This is a genomic window from Pseudorhodoplanes sp. (assembly GCF_059499825.1).
In genome coordinates, this window is the sequence record NZ_JCABZI010000020.1 from 95,139 (window position 1) to 111,602 (window position 16,464).

Genomic DNA, 16,464 nt, shown 5'->3' on the forward strand with positions numbered 1-16,464 from the left:
TGGGTGCTGGGCTAACATACGCTTAGCTCGGCTTCGAACGCAGACTTGGTTTGATAATGATCAAAAGTTGTGGCTGCCACGATAAACGCTGGCGGAAGCCCAACGTCTCGAAGCCTAGTTTCACAAAACTGAGGCTGCCCATGCAGCAGCTGACCGCCTCCAGCGTACTATTGCTGTTTGGCATTTTCGGCGCCGTCGTGCGCGCAATTTGCGTCTGGAGATCGGAATCCCGGCAAAAACGGACTTGCTCTGGTCCTCGGCTCTTCTAATGCGTCGGCTTCATCCAAACACTTTTGTCGAAACCTAGCGTGCTTGCCCAAGAGTAGTCTGTTCTGCTCTAAACATGGGTAGCCCACTTGAGCCATTCGCGGAAGCGATGCGGGGCCGTGGCCCACATCGGGCAGCAGGTTGAAGAAGAGGGTGTCCTATGGTGACCCAATATGATCCTCTTGAGCCGTCCGCCGACCGTCGCATCGAGAAGCTCGTTGGCGCCAAGGTTTTTGCGAGCGACCTGCGGCCCGCAGATCTCACCAAACGTTTGAATTGGCCCTCCGGGTGCTCCCACGCTCTCATTCTAAGGGCCCAATGCCTAAACCGCAATATCGAAAAGCTGTGCTTGGACCGATTGGGGAATAATGCCAAGCCTGACATCACCGTCTGTGCTGAGAAGTTGAATACATTTGGCCTCAATAACTTGAGGACAGATAAACTGTTCCATCTCATTCCGATTGGGATGCCGGCTCAATACTTGAGCCAGCCGATTGCGATCTTGATTTTCGACGACTTCATGGCGTTCCGTCGCGCTGCACACGAGATCCGTGAGGATCGTGGGATTGTGACCTATGGGAAGGTCGAAATTTCCGAACCGGACAAGAATCTCGATGAGCTCTTGGCTGATTGGCAGCAATTGAAGGCACCTGCCAACGCATCCGATCGTGAGCGAGCGCATTACATCTTGGCGCGGGAAGGGAATCTCCTCGATAGCCAGTGGAACGGGGGAAAGCTTAAGCGCCTCGGCGAGCGGTTCGTTCGCGAGAAGTCGCCTGACTCGACCGCAGCGAACGACGTTTACCTGAGTCTGCGCGAGTTGCGGTCGGGCGCGCTGTGTATCGAGACCACGACTTATACGCAGCAGGTGGATCCAGCCTTCCTGGAGCCCGAATGCGGGCTCGCCGCCATCAGCGGTGGCGTTATGACCGTCGTGTCGGGCACTCAGTCGGCTTCAAATGACGCTGGCGAAATCCGCGCGATGTTGGGACTTGGCATTGCCGGCCAAGCCCCGACACATGGCGTCAGGAGTGTCGACGTGCTGTCTGTCGACAGTGGTGGCGGGTTCGGCGGCAGGGACAAGTCGCCCCACGCGGTACAGCTCGCCCTCGCGGCCTTTTTCTCGAATCAACCTGTTCGACTCGCTTATGATCGGTTTGAGCAGTTCCAAGCTGGACTTAAGCGACACGGCTCGGTGGTGAACAGCCGTATCTCGGCCACGCCGGATGGAGCGCTAGACAGAATCCATGTGCACTTCATTTTCGACGGGAGCGTCGATCTCAATTTGGGCGCCGCTGTTTTGGGGCTCGGTGCCTTGCACGCCACTGGCCCGTACCGGTACCGCCGCGCCGGCATACATGGCCTTGTCTCGAAGCGAGCAGTGCCGATCGTCGGCTCGATGCGTGGCTTCGGTATTCCGCAGGTCGCATTCAACATCGAGACGGCAGTCGATAGGTTGGCGGTCCTGAACCTCCGACAAGATCCGATCGCGTTGCGAATCGAGAATGCTCTGCGCCATGATCCGGATGATGCACACGCCGACTGGGACGTCGCTGGAACACCTCTGCGCTTCCACGTCGCGAATCTTGAAGTCTGCAAAGCTGCTCTTCAGCATCCTCTCTGGCAGACTCGGGAAGAGGAGCGACGCACGGCCATCGATCGGGGTCTCCTTCGTGGGGTCGGCTTCGCAGCATGCATCGAGGCCTATGGCACGTCGGGCGACGTCGCATATTGCGCGGTCGAACTTGAATCGACGGGCGATGTGCGGGTCTGGGGCCATAGCGTTGACATGGGACAGGGTGCGCGGAGAACTTACGCTCGCATCGTCAAGAGCGCCCTCGGGCGAGTGCCAAAGGTCGACCTAACCGATTCCTCGCCCTTTGTCGGTTTGCGGGACCTCCTAGAGCCCGGTACGGCTTCTCCGCTCGCTATCGGCGCGAGCAGCGCCTCGAAGACCGCCTTCTTTCACGTCCATGTGCTGAAGGAAGCGCTTCGAGCGCTGCTTGAGTTACGGATTTATCCCGCGGTGCGCGCAATCTTGAGCGAGGATGCGCTGACGGACGAAATAATCTCCACGTCTCGGATGGGCAGCGTCTTCCGTGTTCCTGGCCGTGCCGCCGTACCGCTCGACGCGGTCGCCGCGCACTTGGCCGAATCGGGAGGCGAGCGGTTCATAGTTGCTCGAGGTCGGTTCGCAAACGGTTGGACGTTCGGTCGGTTCGACGACGCCGGGCGCGGCTTCAGTGCCTTCCTAAATGGCTTGGCATTCGCAACGCATAGCGGGGCCGGTCAACTAAGGCAGCTTGCGCCGACGGGCCCGCTCGTGGTCCCCGATAGCAACGGCGCGCCGCGTTCGGGGTATGCTGCAGGCGGCCATCTCCTCGCGGTCGAGTTGAACAGAACGACGCGACGGATTCAGGTCAAAGATGCGGTGGCCTTTCTTGACGCCGGCGACCCCATCGTGCCGACAGTTCTTGCCGGGCAGGTTGAGGGTGGCCTCCAGATGGGGCTGGCTCACGCTCTCTTCGAGGAGCTTCCGCCCGAGAGTGGCGAGGATCGCTTCGTGAACTTCGACCGCTACATCCTCCCGCGCGCATCCGACATCGTGAGCACACGTCTCGAAACTGTCCTGATTCCGCTGCCACTTAGCGGCGCGCTCAACGAAAAGCAGCCCAACATCCGGCATAAGGGCATCGCCGAGGCGACGATGACGACGGTCGCACCGGCTCTCGCGAACGCGATCGCACACGCGCTTGGCCACGCGGGCCCGGCGAGTTGGCCGTTCCGACTACCGATCCGCTTCGACGATCTCTCCTTTTCGGGCACCTGACATGTTCGAGCGCAATGTAGCCATCAGCCTCACCGTGAATGGTGAGCGACAGGAGATCGCCGACGCGCCGCCTGACATGCATCTGGCCCACTACCTCCGTGAGGTGCTAGGCCTAACCGGGACGCGAGTTGGCTGCAGCATCGGTGAGTGCCGCGCGTGCACCGTGATGGTTCGTCACCTACCTGGCGAGCCGCCCGTGACCAAGCAGGCCTGCATGGTCAGCTTGCGGCACGTCCAGGACTGGGACGTTACCACGGTTGAGGGTCTTGCCCCCTCAGGCGAACTGCATCCCGTCCAGAAGGCGATCCTCGACGAGGATGCTTTCCAGTGCGGCTACTGTGCGGCCGGGTTCGCCGTGGCGGGCGCAGTCGCCTATGATCAGATGGCTGCCGACCCGAGCCAAGACATCAACCAGGTCGTCGAGGCCATCACGGGCCATAATCTCTGCCGGTGTACGGGATACTTCCGCTATCGAAGGGCGATCGTCCAAGCCGTCGCCACTGTCGCAGCTCCGAGCCCAGGCAAGCTGGCGTTTAGCACGCGAGTCTTCGAGGCATTCTCGGGGGAGCAGCTGAAGCAGCTCCACTACCACCCTTTGTTCGGCAGTCCCCGGCTCGAGCTTGTTAGGCTCCTGAGGGACGCTGCTGAGATCGAGCACTCGCTCCTCGTTCAGTATCTTTACGCAGCCTTCTCCATCCGCATTCCTCGCTACTCGTCGCTCGCGGGTTGGCCCAGCCATCGCTACGGCGGGCGACCGCTCCACCTTCTCGGCGTGGCGATCGAGGAAATGGTCCATCTTAACGTTGTGAACAGCCTTCTTGTCGCACTCGGCGCTGCACCGCATCTGGGCCGGCAGCAGTTTCCGTACGAGCAAGATATCTACCCGTTCGAATTTCGGCTTGAACCTTTGAGCCCGGCATCCTTGGCAAAGTATGTCTACGTCGAGGCTTCGGCCACGGCCATCGATCCGGCTCACCAAACGACAGACGAAGACAAGGTGTTCGTGGCCTACCTGTACGAGCTCCTTGCGCGCGACGGGGCCGTCATTCGGCCAAACCGTGTCGGGTCGCTCTATCAGAAGATCGAGGCCGTTCTCGATCTGCTCCAAGAAGAGGAGCCGGCCCTCATCGACTACCCATATTGGAAATCGCAGCTCGCCGAAGTCCGTGAGGAAGGCGAGAGCGAGCATTACCTGTTGTTTCGGTCAATCCTCGAGGGGACCCATGCCGCGCTGCCCGGGCCAGAAGTCTGGAACTCTAATCATCCGGACCACCCGGTCATCGCGTTGCATGTCCAATCCGGCTTGCCGGCGGCCGGCCAGGAGATCCCTGACGAGGAGATTCCGGTCCTGAGGCACCTCAGCAACCTACACTATTGGTGCGTCTGCATGCTGCTTGACCAATCTTACAGGCGCAGCGGACGGCTGCTCAGTGCCGCGAGGCGGCACATGGCCGGACCGATGCGGAGCCTGGCTACGGCTCTGGCCAAGCATGGGGAGGGCGTTCCCTTCGATCCGTTCCCCTCCGGCTACGCGCCAGGTCGCGATGACGACCACAACCTTCGCCTCACGCAGGCTATGGTCAATGAGGCGACGGTCGCAGAGCAGCGGTTTGCACGGTATCTGCCAGCCGATTACGCTCCTCGCTGCGCGGTTGAGACTGCGCAGGAACTCCATGTCGTCCACTTGGGCTCGCCAGCACCTATCGGACACGAAACAGTGGTGGAACGGAAAACCGAGCTCTGAGAGGCCCTACCCACACTCTTGGGCACATCGCGAGGCCGCACCCGCGGGACCGGCGCCAAGCCTGCCGGCGTGCCCTCTCGCTAGATCGCTCGGATCGCGGAGCGGTAAACCACAGAGACCGTTGGCGGCAAGATCTCGAGGTTCGTGACATCGAGTCGGCCAGAGCGCTCGCCTCGTCGACAGCTCGGGCACGTCCGACAAGAGCATCCCAAGGCTCTCCTCCTCCGCAGGAGTCAACGATGAGGCGTGCCACGCCGACCCTTGTGACGAACATGATTTAGGAACGCTCGCGCGTGGTCGAGAACCATCTCGTTCGATAGAATCGACCCTGAGTCTTCGCTAGCTCTAGCTGGTTTGTGATCCGGGTGTTCCACGCGTAGAGTCTCAAGTTCCACGCGGGCGGCTTCGAACACGTCCATCGCCGGGTCGGTACAAAGAAAAGTGGTGACCGAGGTTGAGCGATCAGGTTTGTGCTTCGGATTGTTCGAGACGAAGAATGGCGGATGCTGCTCAGAGCTGACCTCGTCTACGAATTTTCGGTACCCCTCATCGAGTTGGTGCTTGTACTCGAAGCCAAACAGGTCAGCAGCGATGGGCTCTGGCGCTCCATACTTTGTAACGATCTCACCTTGCTTCGGGGGCTGAAGAGGTCGTGTCAGGTTGTAGAGTAGGTTGCCGACCCGATATTGGCCCGGGTCAGTCTGAAGATATACGATGGCGTTAACATTGCCGAGCGTCATGATTCCGGCGCACTGAGCACACGACTCCAGCGACGTGTAAATTGTAACGCCGGTTAATACTGTACCATAGCTGCTTGGCGGCGGCTCATTAGATATCTTCGTTTGCCAACCATCATAGATTTGGTTCAAGTTGAACACGCGCCTTACCAGGCGGGCTTCGGCGTGCTCCGCGGAACTGTTGAAAATCTCGTTGTGATTGAACTCGAAGTCGATAACTTCGCCATTCGCTGCCACCGCCACGGCCGCGATATTATGGCCTAGGTACCCGTCCCCTTTGTAGCTGCCATTTGCTTGCCGCTGCTCCGTACGCCACGGATATGTGCCGTCCTGGCCGCGCTTGTTTCCGTTCCAGAAATTGGCGGTGATGGCCATTGTCAGAAGTGCATATATCCGATGACGCTCGGCATCAGGCGCCTCTATGACTTCGTTTGAAACCGCTGCGAGCTCTGCCACCGGTTTCGTCCAGTACGCGGCTAAATTGCGATTGATATACGCAGGCGGCGTCGCAACACTTTCTTTGGAGCATCCGTCGCCAGCCATCTTAACCTCCGTGTATTGGAGCATAATGCAATGCATGGGCGCACGGTGACAAGCGCGCCGGGAGCGTTCGGCTCCGCATTGACGAGTTTCTGACAGGCTTGGGCAATTGGATGCGGTTGCCGCCGCCAAAGTTGCAGCTGACGATGCCAGCGTATCGCGTTTTCCCCGCTCCTGCTTTGTGTCATCCGGAGTTTAACTTTCCACGCCGATCGATGTCCGAAGCCGTTGACGCGGACAGCTAACCGCCGGGCGATGACTCGTTAGACTCGCCCCGCTGAAATGCCACGGAGCAGTGGGCGATACGTTCGATCTGCGCAAGATTCTGCAGAAGATCTGGATCGGTGTCGTGGAGCGCGGCCTTGCGCGCGTGTTTCAAGGCCTCTCCCACACGACCGCTCTTGACGAGCTCGAACGCAAGAACGGTATGCGCGCCGGTTTGCGCCTCGTTGCTGGCCAGCGCGCCCCGCGCAAACGCCATCGCCAGCTCTGAGCGCCCCAGATCCGAGGCTGCGACAGCCGAATTAGCCTGCGTGTCAGCATCATGGGGCTGATAGTCGAAAACTGCTCTATACCACCGGAGCGCCGCCTCAGGGTCTCCCTGAAGCAGGAGAGCATTGCCAAGTTCGCGCATCGCCCGCCACTCGGCCGGCTTAATCGCAAGAGCGCGCTCGAAGTCCTCCATTGCCGTTAGATCACCCATCCGGAGCCGCAGCATACCCCGGTTTAGATGCGCCTCGTAGTAGGGCGGTGATAGCGCAATCGCCTGCCTGTAACTCGCGAGCGCTTCGTTGTCCCTCCCTGCTACCCGGGAAAGCAGATTGCCAAGATCGTTGTGGTATTCGGCATAGAATGGGTCACAAGCGATGGCCTCCCGAAGCCGCGCCTCGGCCTGGTCTAGGTCACCGGCCAATTCATATACCTGGCTCGTATTGTAGATTAGGATTGAGCGGTGCAGCTCGAAACGATCATAACCATATGTGTCGACGATGTCGCCGATTCCGCGCTCGCACAACAACAACGCCTCGCTAAAGTGGCCTTGCCGGGCTTTAATATAAGCATAGGCGTTTTCGGCAAACGCTTTAATATAAGTGTAGCGCGGGTGCTCGGCGAACCGTCGGTCGATCAAGGTGAGGTTAGTGACGGCACATTCCTCGGCGCGGTCGAGGTCTACCGGGATCTGATAACGTCCGTAGACCATGGACTGCGCATACAGGGCCGTTGGCACGAAGCGGCTTAGCGGAAACGCAATCAGAAATGCTTCGAGGAACGGCAAGGCGACATCCGCGCGTCCCATCGCATAGAGCACGAATGCGGCGTTGATGAAGATCTCATTCAGTTCAGTGTCGCCTGAGCCCGCCAAGCGCAGTCGCACATCCCCAAACAGAGCAGAAAAGTACGAGAACCAGCTATCGTAAAGGCCGATGCCCATCAAGATTTCCGAGGGCGCAACAAGCGCCTGGGCGCGTGTCATGGGATCACAGAGGGCCAATGCGTGCACAATCGTCAGCGGGCCTTGGCCGGCGCGGTACCGATCCAGCGCACGTTGGTGCGCGGCCAGATTCAGATGGTCGCGCAGTGACTCGTCGAGCGTCTCGTAGCTCCGTCGGTTCAACCGATTGCCGCGCAGGCCATGTTCAACGAAATCACGTGCCCGCTCCTGCCGCTCCTGAGCAGCCATGACCGACAGACGGAGGTCGAGCAAAGCATCGAGTGGCAAGGGCGCGGGCAGGCCGGGAGCATTTGTTGAGGCGTCGATGAGAGCGAAGGCTAGCGCGGCGTTGCCGCTTGAGCGCGCCAAAATGAGATTCCGCTCACTCGAACCGTAGCGTGCAAGCGGCAACGCGTTGGCCAGCGTGCTGGAATCAAGCCCGGGCAAATTCACAACCGCCAGGTCGGCTTGGCTGATGCCGTTGTCGCGCTCAATAAGGATGATGCAGAGCGACGGGCCAACTATCCTCGCCCGCACGATGACCTCCAGCAACCTCTTTGCCGTTGGGGAAAGGTCCCCGGCATTGTCAATAATCAATCCGAGCCGTATGTCGCACGCGCGCAACACCTCCCCGATGAACTCGGAAAGCCCAAAGAGTAGCTTCTCCTGGTATTCGTGATGATAGAAGCGCGTCCGCTCGCCGCGCTGGGCGACATGGGTGAGATCCCGGGGCGTCTCGAACAAAGAAGAAGCCCGAAACGGCCAAAGACGCTTCAGTGTGTGTTCGTGGCGGGTAATCAGCTCTGGCAGGCGCGCTTCGGCTTGCTGCCGCAAGAAGTCCAACGCTTCTTCAAACCCGGCTAGGTACCCCCGGCGGTGCCAATTGCCATCCGTGGTGAAACGTACGTCGTGCCCCTGCCCGAGTGCTGCAAGCGCTGTGGAGCGAGCACCAAGTCCTTCTTCGGCACGAATCCGCGCTATCCCGTCCCGATCCAGCATCACGCGGAGGGCGGCGATGAACTGTTCTCTTGGACCAAGGCCGACGACCGCAGGAGGCCACGTCGAGTCGTGGTGCAATGGCCCGTTCCTTTTTACCCAACTGTCCCTGTGTAGGGTGTCGTCGTTCGTATCCTCGTCTTCGTGACAGTGACCTTCTTCGTGATCGAAGTACCCTTCGGCGCGCCAGACTCATAAGTGAGCTTCTGCTCTTCTGTCGAATCCGAATGCTTTTCTGTCTCGGTCTCGGTGATGATCTCAGGGTAGTTCGCGTTGTGGGGATTGGTGGAGCGAGTTACGTCGTTCATCTTGACTATCCTCCTAACGGGCGATTAAGCCCACCACCGTTAAGTATTCGTCGATCGGACGTTTGTGTCAATCGACGTGCGATCGAGAGCTGCGACCTGTGCTGCGAGCAGATCGCGGAACCCGTCCCGCGTCTCGTTTAGACACGACGTGCGTGGTGAGCCTTCTCGGACGGCCGAGCCGTGCGTCTTCGCCGAACCCCATCTACGAGATAGCGCCCACATTGCCGTAGATCGTCGGACCGCGCAGAAGATGCTCACGCCACACCGTGCTGGTCGATGGCCTCGAGGTCAGACAGGTCGAGCCACCCGCGCATCTTCGCGGCGATCTCGGAAACCGGCTTCCACGTCCCGATCCATTCGTCGGTGACATAAAATTCCTCCTCGGTGAGCTTGCGAACATCCTGCTTGAGCAAGAATGCGTAGGACTGAAATCCAGCCTCCACCTTGACGACAACGATTTTCCAGAACTCGCTCGGAATTTGAATGCGGGCGCCGCCTTCGTGGTCCTTGCCGCGAAACCACCGATCGTCCGCCTTGAAGACTGGCCCGGCAAAGATGCACGCTACCTCGGCTTCCTCTTTAGTGATTGCGGCTATCGTGTCCTCGAGGTCACCCCAATTCTCTTGGCCATGCTGACCTTGGTTGAAAACCTTCACCTGTGGCGAGCAGTTTGTGACGTGGAAGCTGTCGCCGTTCGCCATCTGAATGTCTTCGTAGGTATCGCCCCAACACACGTCGTCGCGACGAACGATGTGGCCCTTGTCGAAGGCTCCGCGGTCCTCCGAATAAAAGACGTCGGGCAGCTGGTGGCGAGAATCGAGCCGCGAATCCTCCGCCCAAAGTTCAGCGATCACGCCGGTCTTTGGAAAACCCGACAGGGCTTTGCGAGCCGTCGACTTGCCGTCGACCACCTTCTTGCGGTTGCGCCAATCAACGTTGGCGGCGGTGTAGAGCGCGAGACGCCGTTCGCGGTGCATCCAGACCGAGAAGTGTTGATACTTAACCTCGTGGCCGGAGCCGTCGAGCAGCGGCGCGAGTAGCTTTTCGCCGGCCGCCGTCACCTGGGGCATGGGGACATCGGTCGCTTCGTCAAGAAAGCGTGGATGGAAGCCCCCGCGCTCGTCGAGCCCATCGTAGATGATCGGCATCTGCAGCTTAATCGCTTCGGCCTCGAGCGCCGTCGCCGCTTCGACGACTAACTGATCCTTCGCGCCCGCAAGCGTTAGTCCGCCGGTCGCCTCGAGCGACACGCGAAGCTGGAGCGGGATGACGATGCCAGTCCCGGGGACCGCAGTTTCGCTCGTGCGCTTTTGGCTCATCATCTCCCCCTGAAATTCTGTTTCGATCGGCTCGACATCGCCGTTCTTGCCTTTGAGGGCGCCGATCACGCTAGACATGATGTCGCCGCCGCGCATCGACTCTTCGAGGGCGGACAGCCTTGCGGGCCACTTCACCTTCGTCTGGGCAATCAAATCCGCGGCGATGCGGCTCACCCGGAAGCCGACATTGGCTTCCCAGGCGACGTCTCTCTCGCGCAGCCCGTCGAGCGTCGTGGTCGTGCCACCATTGGCCAGCACATAGGCTCCGCCTTCGCGCTTGATGCGCCCGTTGGCGTGCAGAGCGACGAGCTGAAAGCTGTCGTTGAACACCGGGGAGCCCGACGACCCATGCGCGGTGTCGGCGGAATACCAGATAAACGGATCGGCCTCGGCGACGCGGATGACCTTGTTCTCGCGAAGCGCGACCTGCATCGGTTCGCCGTCGGGGTGCTGCAGGATGGTGACGAACTCACCCTGGCCGACCTTTCCGGTCTCCGGGATCAGCCGGATGTGCCGGCGGCTCGCGATGGCCTCGCCGAAGGCAGATGCGTCCGCCACCGCAACGACCGCGTAGTCCAGTTCTTTATTACCGACATAGAACAGGTCGGGGCGTAGAGCATAGTCGTCGAGGTCGACCGGATGCTGGCCCGAGACGTCGAGCCAGTAGTCGAAGGAAATTTTCGACGCGCCGACGGCGTCGGCCGACCCGAATACGTGGAAGTTCGTCATCATCAGACCCGGAGCGATCAGGAACCCGGTCGCCCAGCCGCGCTCGTTTACCCGGCTGACTTTCACCCGGCCAATCGCATGCCGGATCAGCAGGCATCGCTCTAGAAAATTGAGCTCGACGAGATCGTTGGTCCCGAGAACCGCTTCCTGCTCGAGTGCGGACGCGACTTGGCCGTCGGCGGTAAGGAACTTGAAGCGGCGGGCGACGAGGGCCGCCGACGCGGGAGTCGCCGGTACCGGCGGCGCGGTCGCCACGCCCTCGGCGAAGCGATCGAGATCAAGCGACTTCAGATCCATTGGGAAACCCCCCATCCAATCTTTGCCTCTATCGTAGGTTGTCAACAAGAGTATTACACGAGCATTCGGGGCATCGTGTATTCGTCCTCGCCTAGAGGGAGAGGGCGGCGGCTGTCGCCGTGACGGGTTCGAGAGGCGAGGAGAGCAGCAGCTGCCGGCCCGTCGCGGAGACAGGCGATGCCACGTTCCTCCTCTTTCCGTTCCACCTCGGCTGCCGAACTTGACAACCTCTACGACGAGATCACGATCATCGGCTAGCTCGAAGCGGCACGCTTATCCTGGGTGCAGCTCTAGGGATCGACCGGCGTAGTGGCCTCGCTCGCCATGCCGCGCAACGCCGCAAGTGGTGGAGGCGCAACGTCGAGATGTCGACGCAGATCACTCGGAGTCGATCGTTACGCCTAGACGTCCTGCAGCAGGTCGCGGATCGGCTCATTCGCCACGGGCGTCCAACCATGCAGACGGGAGACAAGCACGTGAAAACATCGGGCGAATGCAGCCTGCGCGGCGACGAGATTGGCCTGCTGACCGAGCGAGCCGCTGTGCACGATCTCGCTTCGCGCATAATAGAGTGCAAGAACCGCCTGCTTATAGGCGCGAACGCCTGGCACGCCTTTTAGGCAGATGCCGAGCCGGCGCTCGATGCGATCCGCAACGCCCTTTTGGTACGCGTCAGTTAGCAGTGTTTCGAAAGCTACTGCGATGGCGACGACGGCTTCAGACTCGTTGACCCGAGATCCGAAAGATTGCCTATACCAGTCGAGCGCCGTGATGAAACGCTTGTAGAGTCGCTTCTGAACCGTGTCCTTGCTGAACAGGTTCACATGGCGGAAATAGCCCTGTTCAACCGTTTTCAGCGCTGTCACGATGCTGGCAGAGAGCTTTTTCATTCGCGCGGTCGACAGTTCGGCGGTGGAGATCACGGCTGCGACATCGGACAGCCGGGCGAGTTCGAGGGCAGAGACGTTCATGGGAACGCGCCGTAAGCTCATCGGCCGCCCGCGCAGGTTCTCGCCAATCAGGTAGTGGCGGATGTCCAGGGTCTCCCAATTGTTGACGCTCGATGTCGCGTGGAAGCGATCGACCGGGCCGCTCTTTTCGATCGAGAGCGCATGCAACATGAGCAGGCAAGATGCGGCGGTGCGGATTTTCAGTGAGTAGACGAACTGGTTTTCATACATGGCACCAGTGTGCGAGGTCAGCCGCACGAGCATGAGCGGGTTTTGGTCCAGCCAGGTGGCGTGGGTCGCAAAGTGGCGGACATCCTCGAAAGTGATGCGCTGCCTGATCCCGAGTGCCGACGCCATTTTGCCCAGTCGCTCATAAGCGGCCCTGACGGAGTGCTGCTGGCCGCTGACGGCGTAGCCTGCGCGAGGGAAAGCCACCCAATCGCGCAACGCGGAGGAACGATCGAAAAGCTTCGGCATTTCCATGCCGAAGCTGGTCAGCGGGTAGAGGACGAAGCCCGGCCGCTCAGCACCGGCTTGCGCAAGATGAGCGATGACCCTTCCTGTGATGTTGCCGCCGCCAACCTTGGCCATGCCGAGGACGCATTCATCGAGAACAGACAGGCCTATATAAACTTCGTGCGACCATAACTGGTGCGCGATAGCGGCTCGTAGATTAACGATGTGGTGTTCGATCGCCGTGCGCTCGCCTTCCTTCAAACTCGTCTCGTCGGTCACCAGATCGTCGACTGAGCCGAATAGATTGAGCTGATTATGTTTGTTGGCCAGATAGTTTTCGGACTGCTGGATCGATTTAGTCGATCTCACCGAAAGCGTTGGGAGAATTTTCGAACTCAAATGCCCTCCGACAGACTGAGCTAGGCGCAGGATTTTTGGAAATGACTTAAGCTATGCCACTGACAGTAAATGCGATCAATAACCGTGTTTCAACGTAACAGCGTCTATATGCGAGGTCGGATCGGCGTCGGAAAGCTCTCGATCAACGTTGCCCAACCTGGCGGGTTGGAGCAAACCATCGATCCATGTTGGCGTCTCCCTGCGGGCCGGGCTGTCGGCGAAGCTGAAGCCCCTGCGGGTCTTCACCCATCCGGGCGTCCATCCCTGACGCAGGGTGGAGCGTGGCCGAGCGATCGGAAGGAGAAGCGAGGTGTATCGCGCGCTCAGACTACGGCTGGAGCGGCGGCGCGCTATCCGACGACGATGGCAAGCCGACGCCCGTGCGCTCGTGCAGATCGACGAATCTGAAGCCTACTATGCTGCGCAGCGACGAGCAGCCCGCGCGCGGACCGATGGTCTGATGGGCGAGTTCCTTCATTGGACCAAGGTTGCCGCCGAGGTCGCGCGGATCTCGCCTCGCGCGAACATGAATCTGGCAAGCGTCCAGGCGATCGTCGGCAAGAAACTGCGACGCAACGGCAAGATCGTAGGCGTCGCTCGCTGAGGCGAACCGCTTGACCGCGACCCACTGCACACGGCGGCCGGGTGTTTCTCGGCGAATTGCGTCGTTGCCATGAAGCCAGGTCAACCGAGAGCAGCGCAATCCCGCTCTTCAGCGATGGCGTCCTGGCCCGGGTCCGGATCTTCCACGATCAACCCGCAAGGGGTCGGCTACGCGAGCGTGCCGCCGCTGCGGCTTCGCCTTCGCGGTGATCGCGACCGGAACCAGCCCTTCGAGGAGCCATCGAGCGGGAATTGCCCCGCTCCCGGATGGAGCCTCACGATGTCGAACGATCTTGTCCTTGCCCAGAGCCACGCCTTCGCACTCGCCCGCACGCTGATGGTCGCGGTGACCGTCTTCCAGATCGATGGCGCCTATGGGGTGCTGCCGAGCGACGAGATCGACGACGCAGACGATCTCCACGTCATCCACGAATTCGACCCCCATGAGCGCGGGCCGGCTCATTGAGCCGACCGCTTGTGCCGCTGGCGAGCCGCCGCCCGCAAGGGAGGCTGCGCCGCGGCCGATCAGGCTCATCATTCCATCGGTGCCGACCCGCGCCCTTGCAGGCGCCGCTCTTCGCGGCGGGGCGGTCTGGTCCCCGAAATCCAGCGGGATGTGAGAGGCAGCAGGAAAGGCCGGACGTAAGGCGCCGGAAAAGAGAATGGAGCAACGAGAACTCGAAGAACTGAAGGTGCGCGTGCTGTGCGCGGCGGTGCTGGAGAAATCCGGCTTCGCCATCGATCTAAAGGAGAGCACGCGCCGCGCGGTCAAGCATAGGCGCGGCAGCGACATCATCATAGTCATCCATGAAGGGAGGGGCTGGTTCGATCCGCTGTCGGACGCCAAGGGTGATGTTCTTTCGCTGATCCAGCATCTGGATGGCGTCGCCTTCACCGAAGTCCTTGTTCGCGCGGCCGAGCTTGTCGGGTTCCGACCGGCTGAACCCATCTGGCAGAGCGCGCGCACGCAGAGGCCCATTGTCTCTCTCGCCGAACGCTGGCGCGTCCGACGAACCCTTCGACCGGGCTCAGCGACCTGGTGCTATCTGCGCTACGAACGGAATCTCCCGGACGACGTGATGCGCGCCGCGATCCGACAGAACCGGCTGCGGGAAGGTCCGCACGGCAGCGTGTGGGCCGCCCATGTCGACGACGGCGGCATTGTCACCGGATGGGAGGCGCGCGGGCCCGCATGGCGTGGCTTCTCGACCGGCGGGGCCAAGGTGCTGTTCCGCCTCGGCGCGCCCGACGGATTACGGCTCTGCGTCACCGAAGCTGCGATCGACGCCATGAGCCTTGCGGCGATCGAGGAGCTGCGGGACGGTAGCCTCTATCTCAGCACCGGCGGCGGCTGGTCGCCGGCGACGCAAGCCGCGCTGCGCACGCTCGCTGCACGTCCTGGAGCAAAACTCGTCGCGGCGACTGACGCCAACAGTCAGGGCGAGTCTTTCGCCGGCCGGTTGCGCGAGATCGCCGAGAGTGCCGGCTGCGACTGGTTTCGGCTGAGGCCGCCCTGCGATGACTGGAACGACGTTCTGAAGGAGAAGGCCAGGGAGGAAATGGGAAGACGAGAGAGGAGAGGAGGCCTGCCGCATGCCCGCCGGCCGCATCAAGGGTGACGCTTCGCCCGGCTGCGCCGGCCCTTGACCCGGCCGATCGGGAAGGCGGCTGCGCGAAAGGGGTCAGGAAGAGCCGAAGATGATGGCGATGTCGCGAGGATGAGCCGCGCTCCGGTCTGACGAGACCAGAAGGAGCCAGCTCATGACCCTCTCTTCAGTCCGCAAAGTGTTCCAGGGCGTCGCCGACCGGCGTCAGATGTTTCGGATGTTCGACCGCCATGCCCAGCGGCCCGAGCGCAGACCGGACGATGGCACATCGCTTTATGCGGGCGAGTGGTTCGAAATCGGTCAGGCGCAGCACGATTACATGTTCGAGGTTCTGCCGCCTGTCATCTTGCGGGTCGACATGTTCGCGCTGCGCGAATTCCTGACCGGCTCGATCACCAGCATCTTCTTCACCTTTTGGATCGATGGCCGGGCCCGGTACTTCCACGGCTATTGCGATCTCGCCGATATCGGTTCCGGCCGGCGCATGCGCGAGGCGATCATCGAGCGCGAAACCCGACCGGTGCGGGCGATGACGCGGCAGGAGCGGATCGAGCACATCTGGTCGAGCACCCATGAAGATTACCGCGGCTATATCGGCGAGCGCTGGCCCGCGCCCGACCGGGGCAAGCGCACCGTTACCGTCTACGGCGGTCGAGACGGGACGACGTTGAAGCTGCTCGACGACCTCACGGACACGGAAATCAGCGAAAAGCTCCCCGTGCATCTGCGCTATCTGCCCGATGCGGTCGCGGCGTGATGGGCGGCGGCGATGTTCAGCTTTTCCGTCACGGATGTCCGCGCCGTCATCACCCGCGGACGGATCGACGCCGTCCTGAACGGCGGCTTTCGCAATCCTCATGGCCTCAGCGCCGGCAAGAACGAGCGGCCGGGCCTATGGTTGGTCGGCGATGAGGGCGTCTACATCATGTCCAACGGCAAGCTCGCTGAGGATCAGCGTCCGCTCGTGGTCTACGCCCAGGAGTGCGATCCAAAGATCAACCCCGACTACTGGCATTACAAGCGCCAGCATTTTGGCGGGGATGACGGCATCGCGTTTCTCGATGCCGTCATGCTCGTCAAGCTGATCGTGGCCGCGCCAACCGCGACGCATCTGGCGATCACGATGACCGACAAGGCTGTGTCGCTCGCACTGGTTCGGCGCTGATCCGCCGGGCTGCCCAGCCGCCCCCATCCCTCGTCCCGCGACCATCGCAACTTCCGTCGGATGTGATCCGGCTGGAGCGATCGCG

At 61.1% G+C, this 16,464-nt stretch carries 11 protein-coding genes; 7 read left to right on the forward strand and 4 right to left on the reverse strand.

All coding sequences use genetic code 11. From position 1 onward, the window contains the following. Nucleotides 1-427 precede the first annotated feature (427 nt). Entirely contained in the window at nt 428-3,097 is a 2,670-nt protein-coding gene (locus tag AC5I5I_RS24525) for a xanthine dehydrogenase family protein molybdopterin-binding subunit (protein ID WP_495977542.1), read from the forward strand. Nucleotide 3,098: 1 nt separating this feature from the next. Beyond that, nucleotides 3,099-4,841 (forward strand): ferritin-like domain-containing protein, encoded by a 1,743-nt coding sequence (locus AC5I5I_RS24530; protein ID WP_495977544.1) that lies wholly within the window; start codon nt 3,099-3,101, stop codon nt 4,839-4,841. 233 nt (nt 4,842-5,074) lie between these two features. Here the strand turns inward: AC5I5I_RS24530 and AC5I5I_RS24535 are convergent, their stop codons facing one another. From AC5I5I_RS24535 to AC5I5I_RS24550, 4 genes are all read right to left on the reverse strand, one after another. Further along, a complete protein-coding gene (locus AC5I5I_RS24535) occupies nt 5,075-6,121 on the reverse strand; it encodes a cytidine/deoxycytidylate deaminase family protein (RefSeq protein WP_495977546.1) in 1,047 nt (348 codons plus the stop codon). Between the two features lie 238 nt (nt 6,122-6,359). Further along, the gene (locus tag AC5I5I_RS24540) at nt 6,360-8,627 is read right to left on the reverse strand and encodes a tetratricopeptide repeat protein (protein WP_495977548.1); all 2,268 of its coding nucleotides are present in this window, start codon (nt 8,625-8,627) and stop codon (nt 6,360-6,362) included. 481 nt (nt 8,628-9,108) lie between these two features. Continuing rightward, entirely contained in the window at nt 9,109-11,199 is a 2,091-nt protein-coding gene (locus AC5I5I_RS24545) for a DNA/RNA non-specific endonuclease (RefSeq protein ID WP_495977550.1), read from the reverse strand. 401 nt (nt 11,200-11,600) lie between these two features. Then, nucleotides 11,601-12,974: a hypothetical protein gene (locus tag AC5I5I_RS24550; protein WP_495977721.1), complete on the reverse strand. Its 1,374-nt coding sequence runs from the start codon at nt 12,972-12,974 to the stop codon at nt 11,601-11,603. A 340-nt stretch (nt 12,975-13,314) separates the two neighbouring features. Between AC5I5I_RS24550 and AC5I5I_RS24555 the strand changes: the two genes are divergently transcribed. From AC5I5I_RS24555 to AC5I5I_RS24575, 5 genes are all read left to right on the forward strand, one after another. Continuing rightward, the gene (locus AC5I5I_RS24555; RefSeq protein ID WP_495977553.1) at nt 13,315-13,608 is read left to right on the forward strand and encodes a hypothetical protein; all 294 of its coding nucleotides are present in this window, start codon (nt 13,315-13,317) and stop codon (nt 13,606-13,608) included. A 279-nt stretch (nt 13,609-13,887) separates the two neighbouring features. After that, nucleotides 13,888-14,073: a hypothetical protein gene (locus AC5I5I_RS24560; protein ID WP_495977555.1), complete on the forward strand. Its 186-nt coding sequence runs from the start codon at nt 13,888-13,890 to the stop codon at nt 14,071-14,073. Between the two features lie 196 nt (nt 14,074-14,269). After that, entirely contained in the window at nt 14,270-15,226 is a 957-nt protein-coding gene (locus AC5I5I_RS24565; protein ID WP_495977557.1) for a DUF3991 and toprim domain-containing protein, read from the forward strand. Between the two features lie 142 nt (nt 15,227-15,368). Then, complete coding sequence (locus tag AC5I5I_RS24570; protein ID WP_495977559.1) at nt 15,369-15,971, forward strand: DUF1419 domain-containing protein; 603 nt, start codon at nt 15,369-15,371, stop codon at nt 15,969-15,971. Nucleotides 15,972-15,983: 12 nt separating this feature from the next. Continuing rightward, nucleotides 15,984-16,379 carry a DUF3085 domain-containing protein gene (locus AC5I5I_RS24575; protein WP_495977561.1) on the forward strand — a complete coding sequence of 132 codons (396 nt, stop codon included), beginning with the start codon at nt 15,984-15,986 and terminating at the stop codon, nt 16,377-16,379. Nucleotides 16,380-16,464 lie beyond the last annotated feature (85 nt).

What these genes read in the sequence shown, in the direction of transcription:
- AC5I5I_RS24560 (WP_495977555.1), top strand. Translation starts at nt 13,888, where the DNA reads ATGTCGAACGATCTTGTCCTTGCCCAGAGCCACGCCTTCGCACTCGCC.
- AC5I5I_RS24530 (WP_495977544.1), top strand. Translation starts at nt 3,099, where the DNA reads ATGTTCGAGCGCAATGTAGCCATCAGCCTCACCGTGAATGGTGAGCGA.
- AC5I5I_RS24565 (WP_495977557.1), top strand. Translation starts at nt 14,270, where the DNA reads ATGGAGCAACGAGAACTCGAAGAACTGAAGGTGCGCGTGCTGTGCGCG.
- AC5I5I_RS24570 (WP_495977559.1), top strand. Translation starts at nt 15,369, where the DNA reads ATGACCCTCTCTTCAGTCCGCAAAGTGTTCCAGGGCGTCGCCGACCGG.
- AC5I5I_RS24535 (WP_495977546.1), bottom strand. Translation starts at nt 6,121, where the DNA reads ATGGCTGGCGACGGATGCTCCAAAGAAAGTGTTGCGACGCCGCCTGCG.
- AC5I5I_RS24575 (WP_495977561.1), top strand. Translation starts at nt 15,984, where the DNA reads ATGTTCAGCTTTTCCGTCACGGATGTCCGCGCCGTCATCACCCGCGGA.
- AC5I5I_RS24545 (WP_495977550.1), bottom strand. Translation starts at nt 11,199, where the DNA reads ATGGATCTGAAGTCGCTTGATCTCGATCGCTTCGCCGAGGGCGTGGCG.
- AC5I5I_RS24525 (WP_495977542.1), top strand. Translation starts at nt 428, where the DNA reads ATGGTGACCCAATATGATCCTCTTGAGCCGTCCGCCGACCGTCGCATC.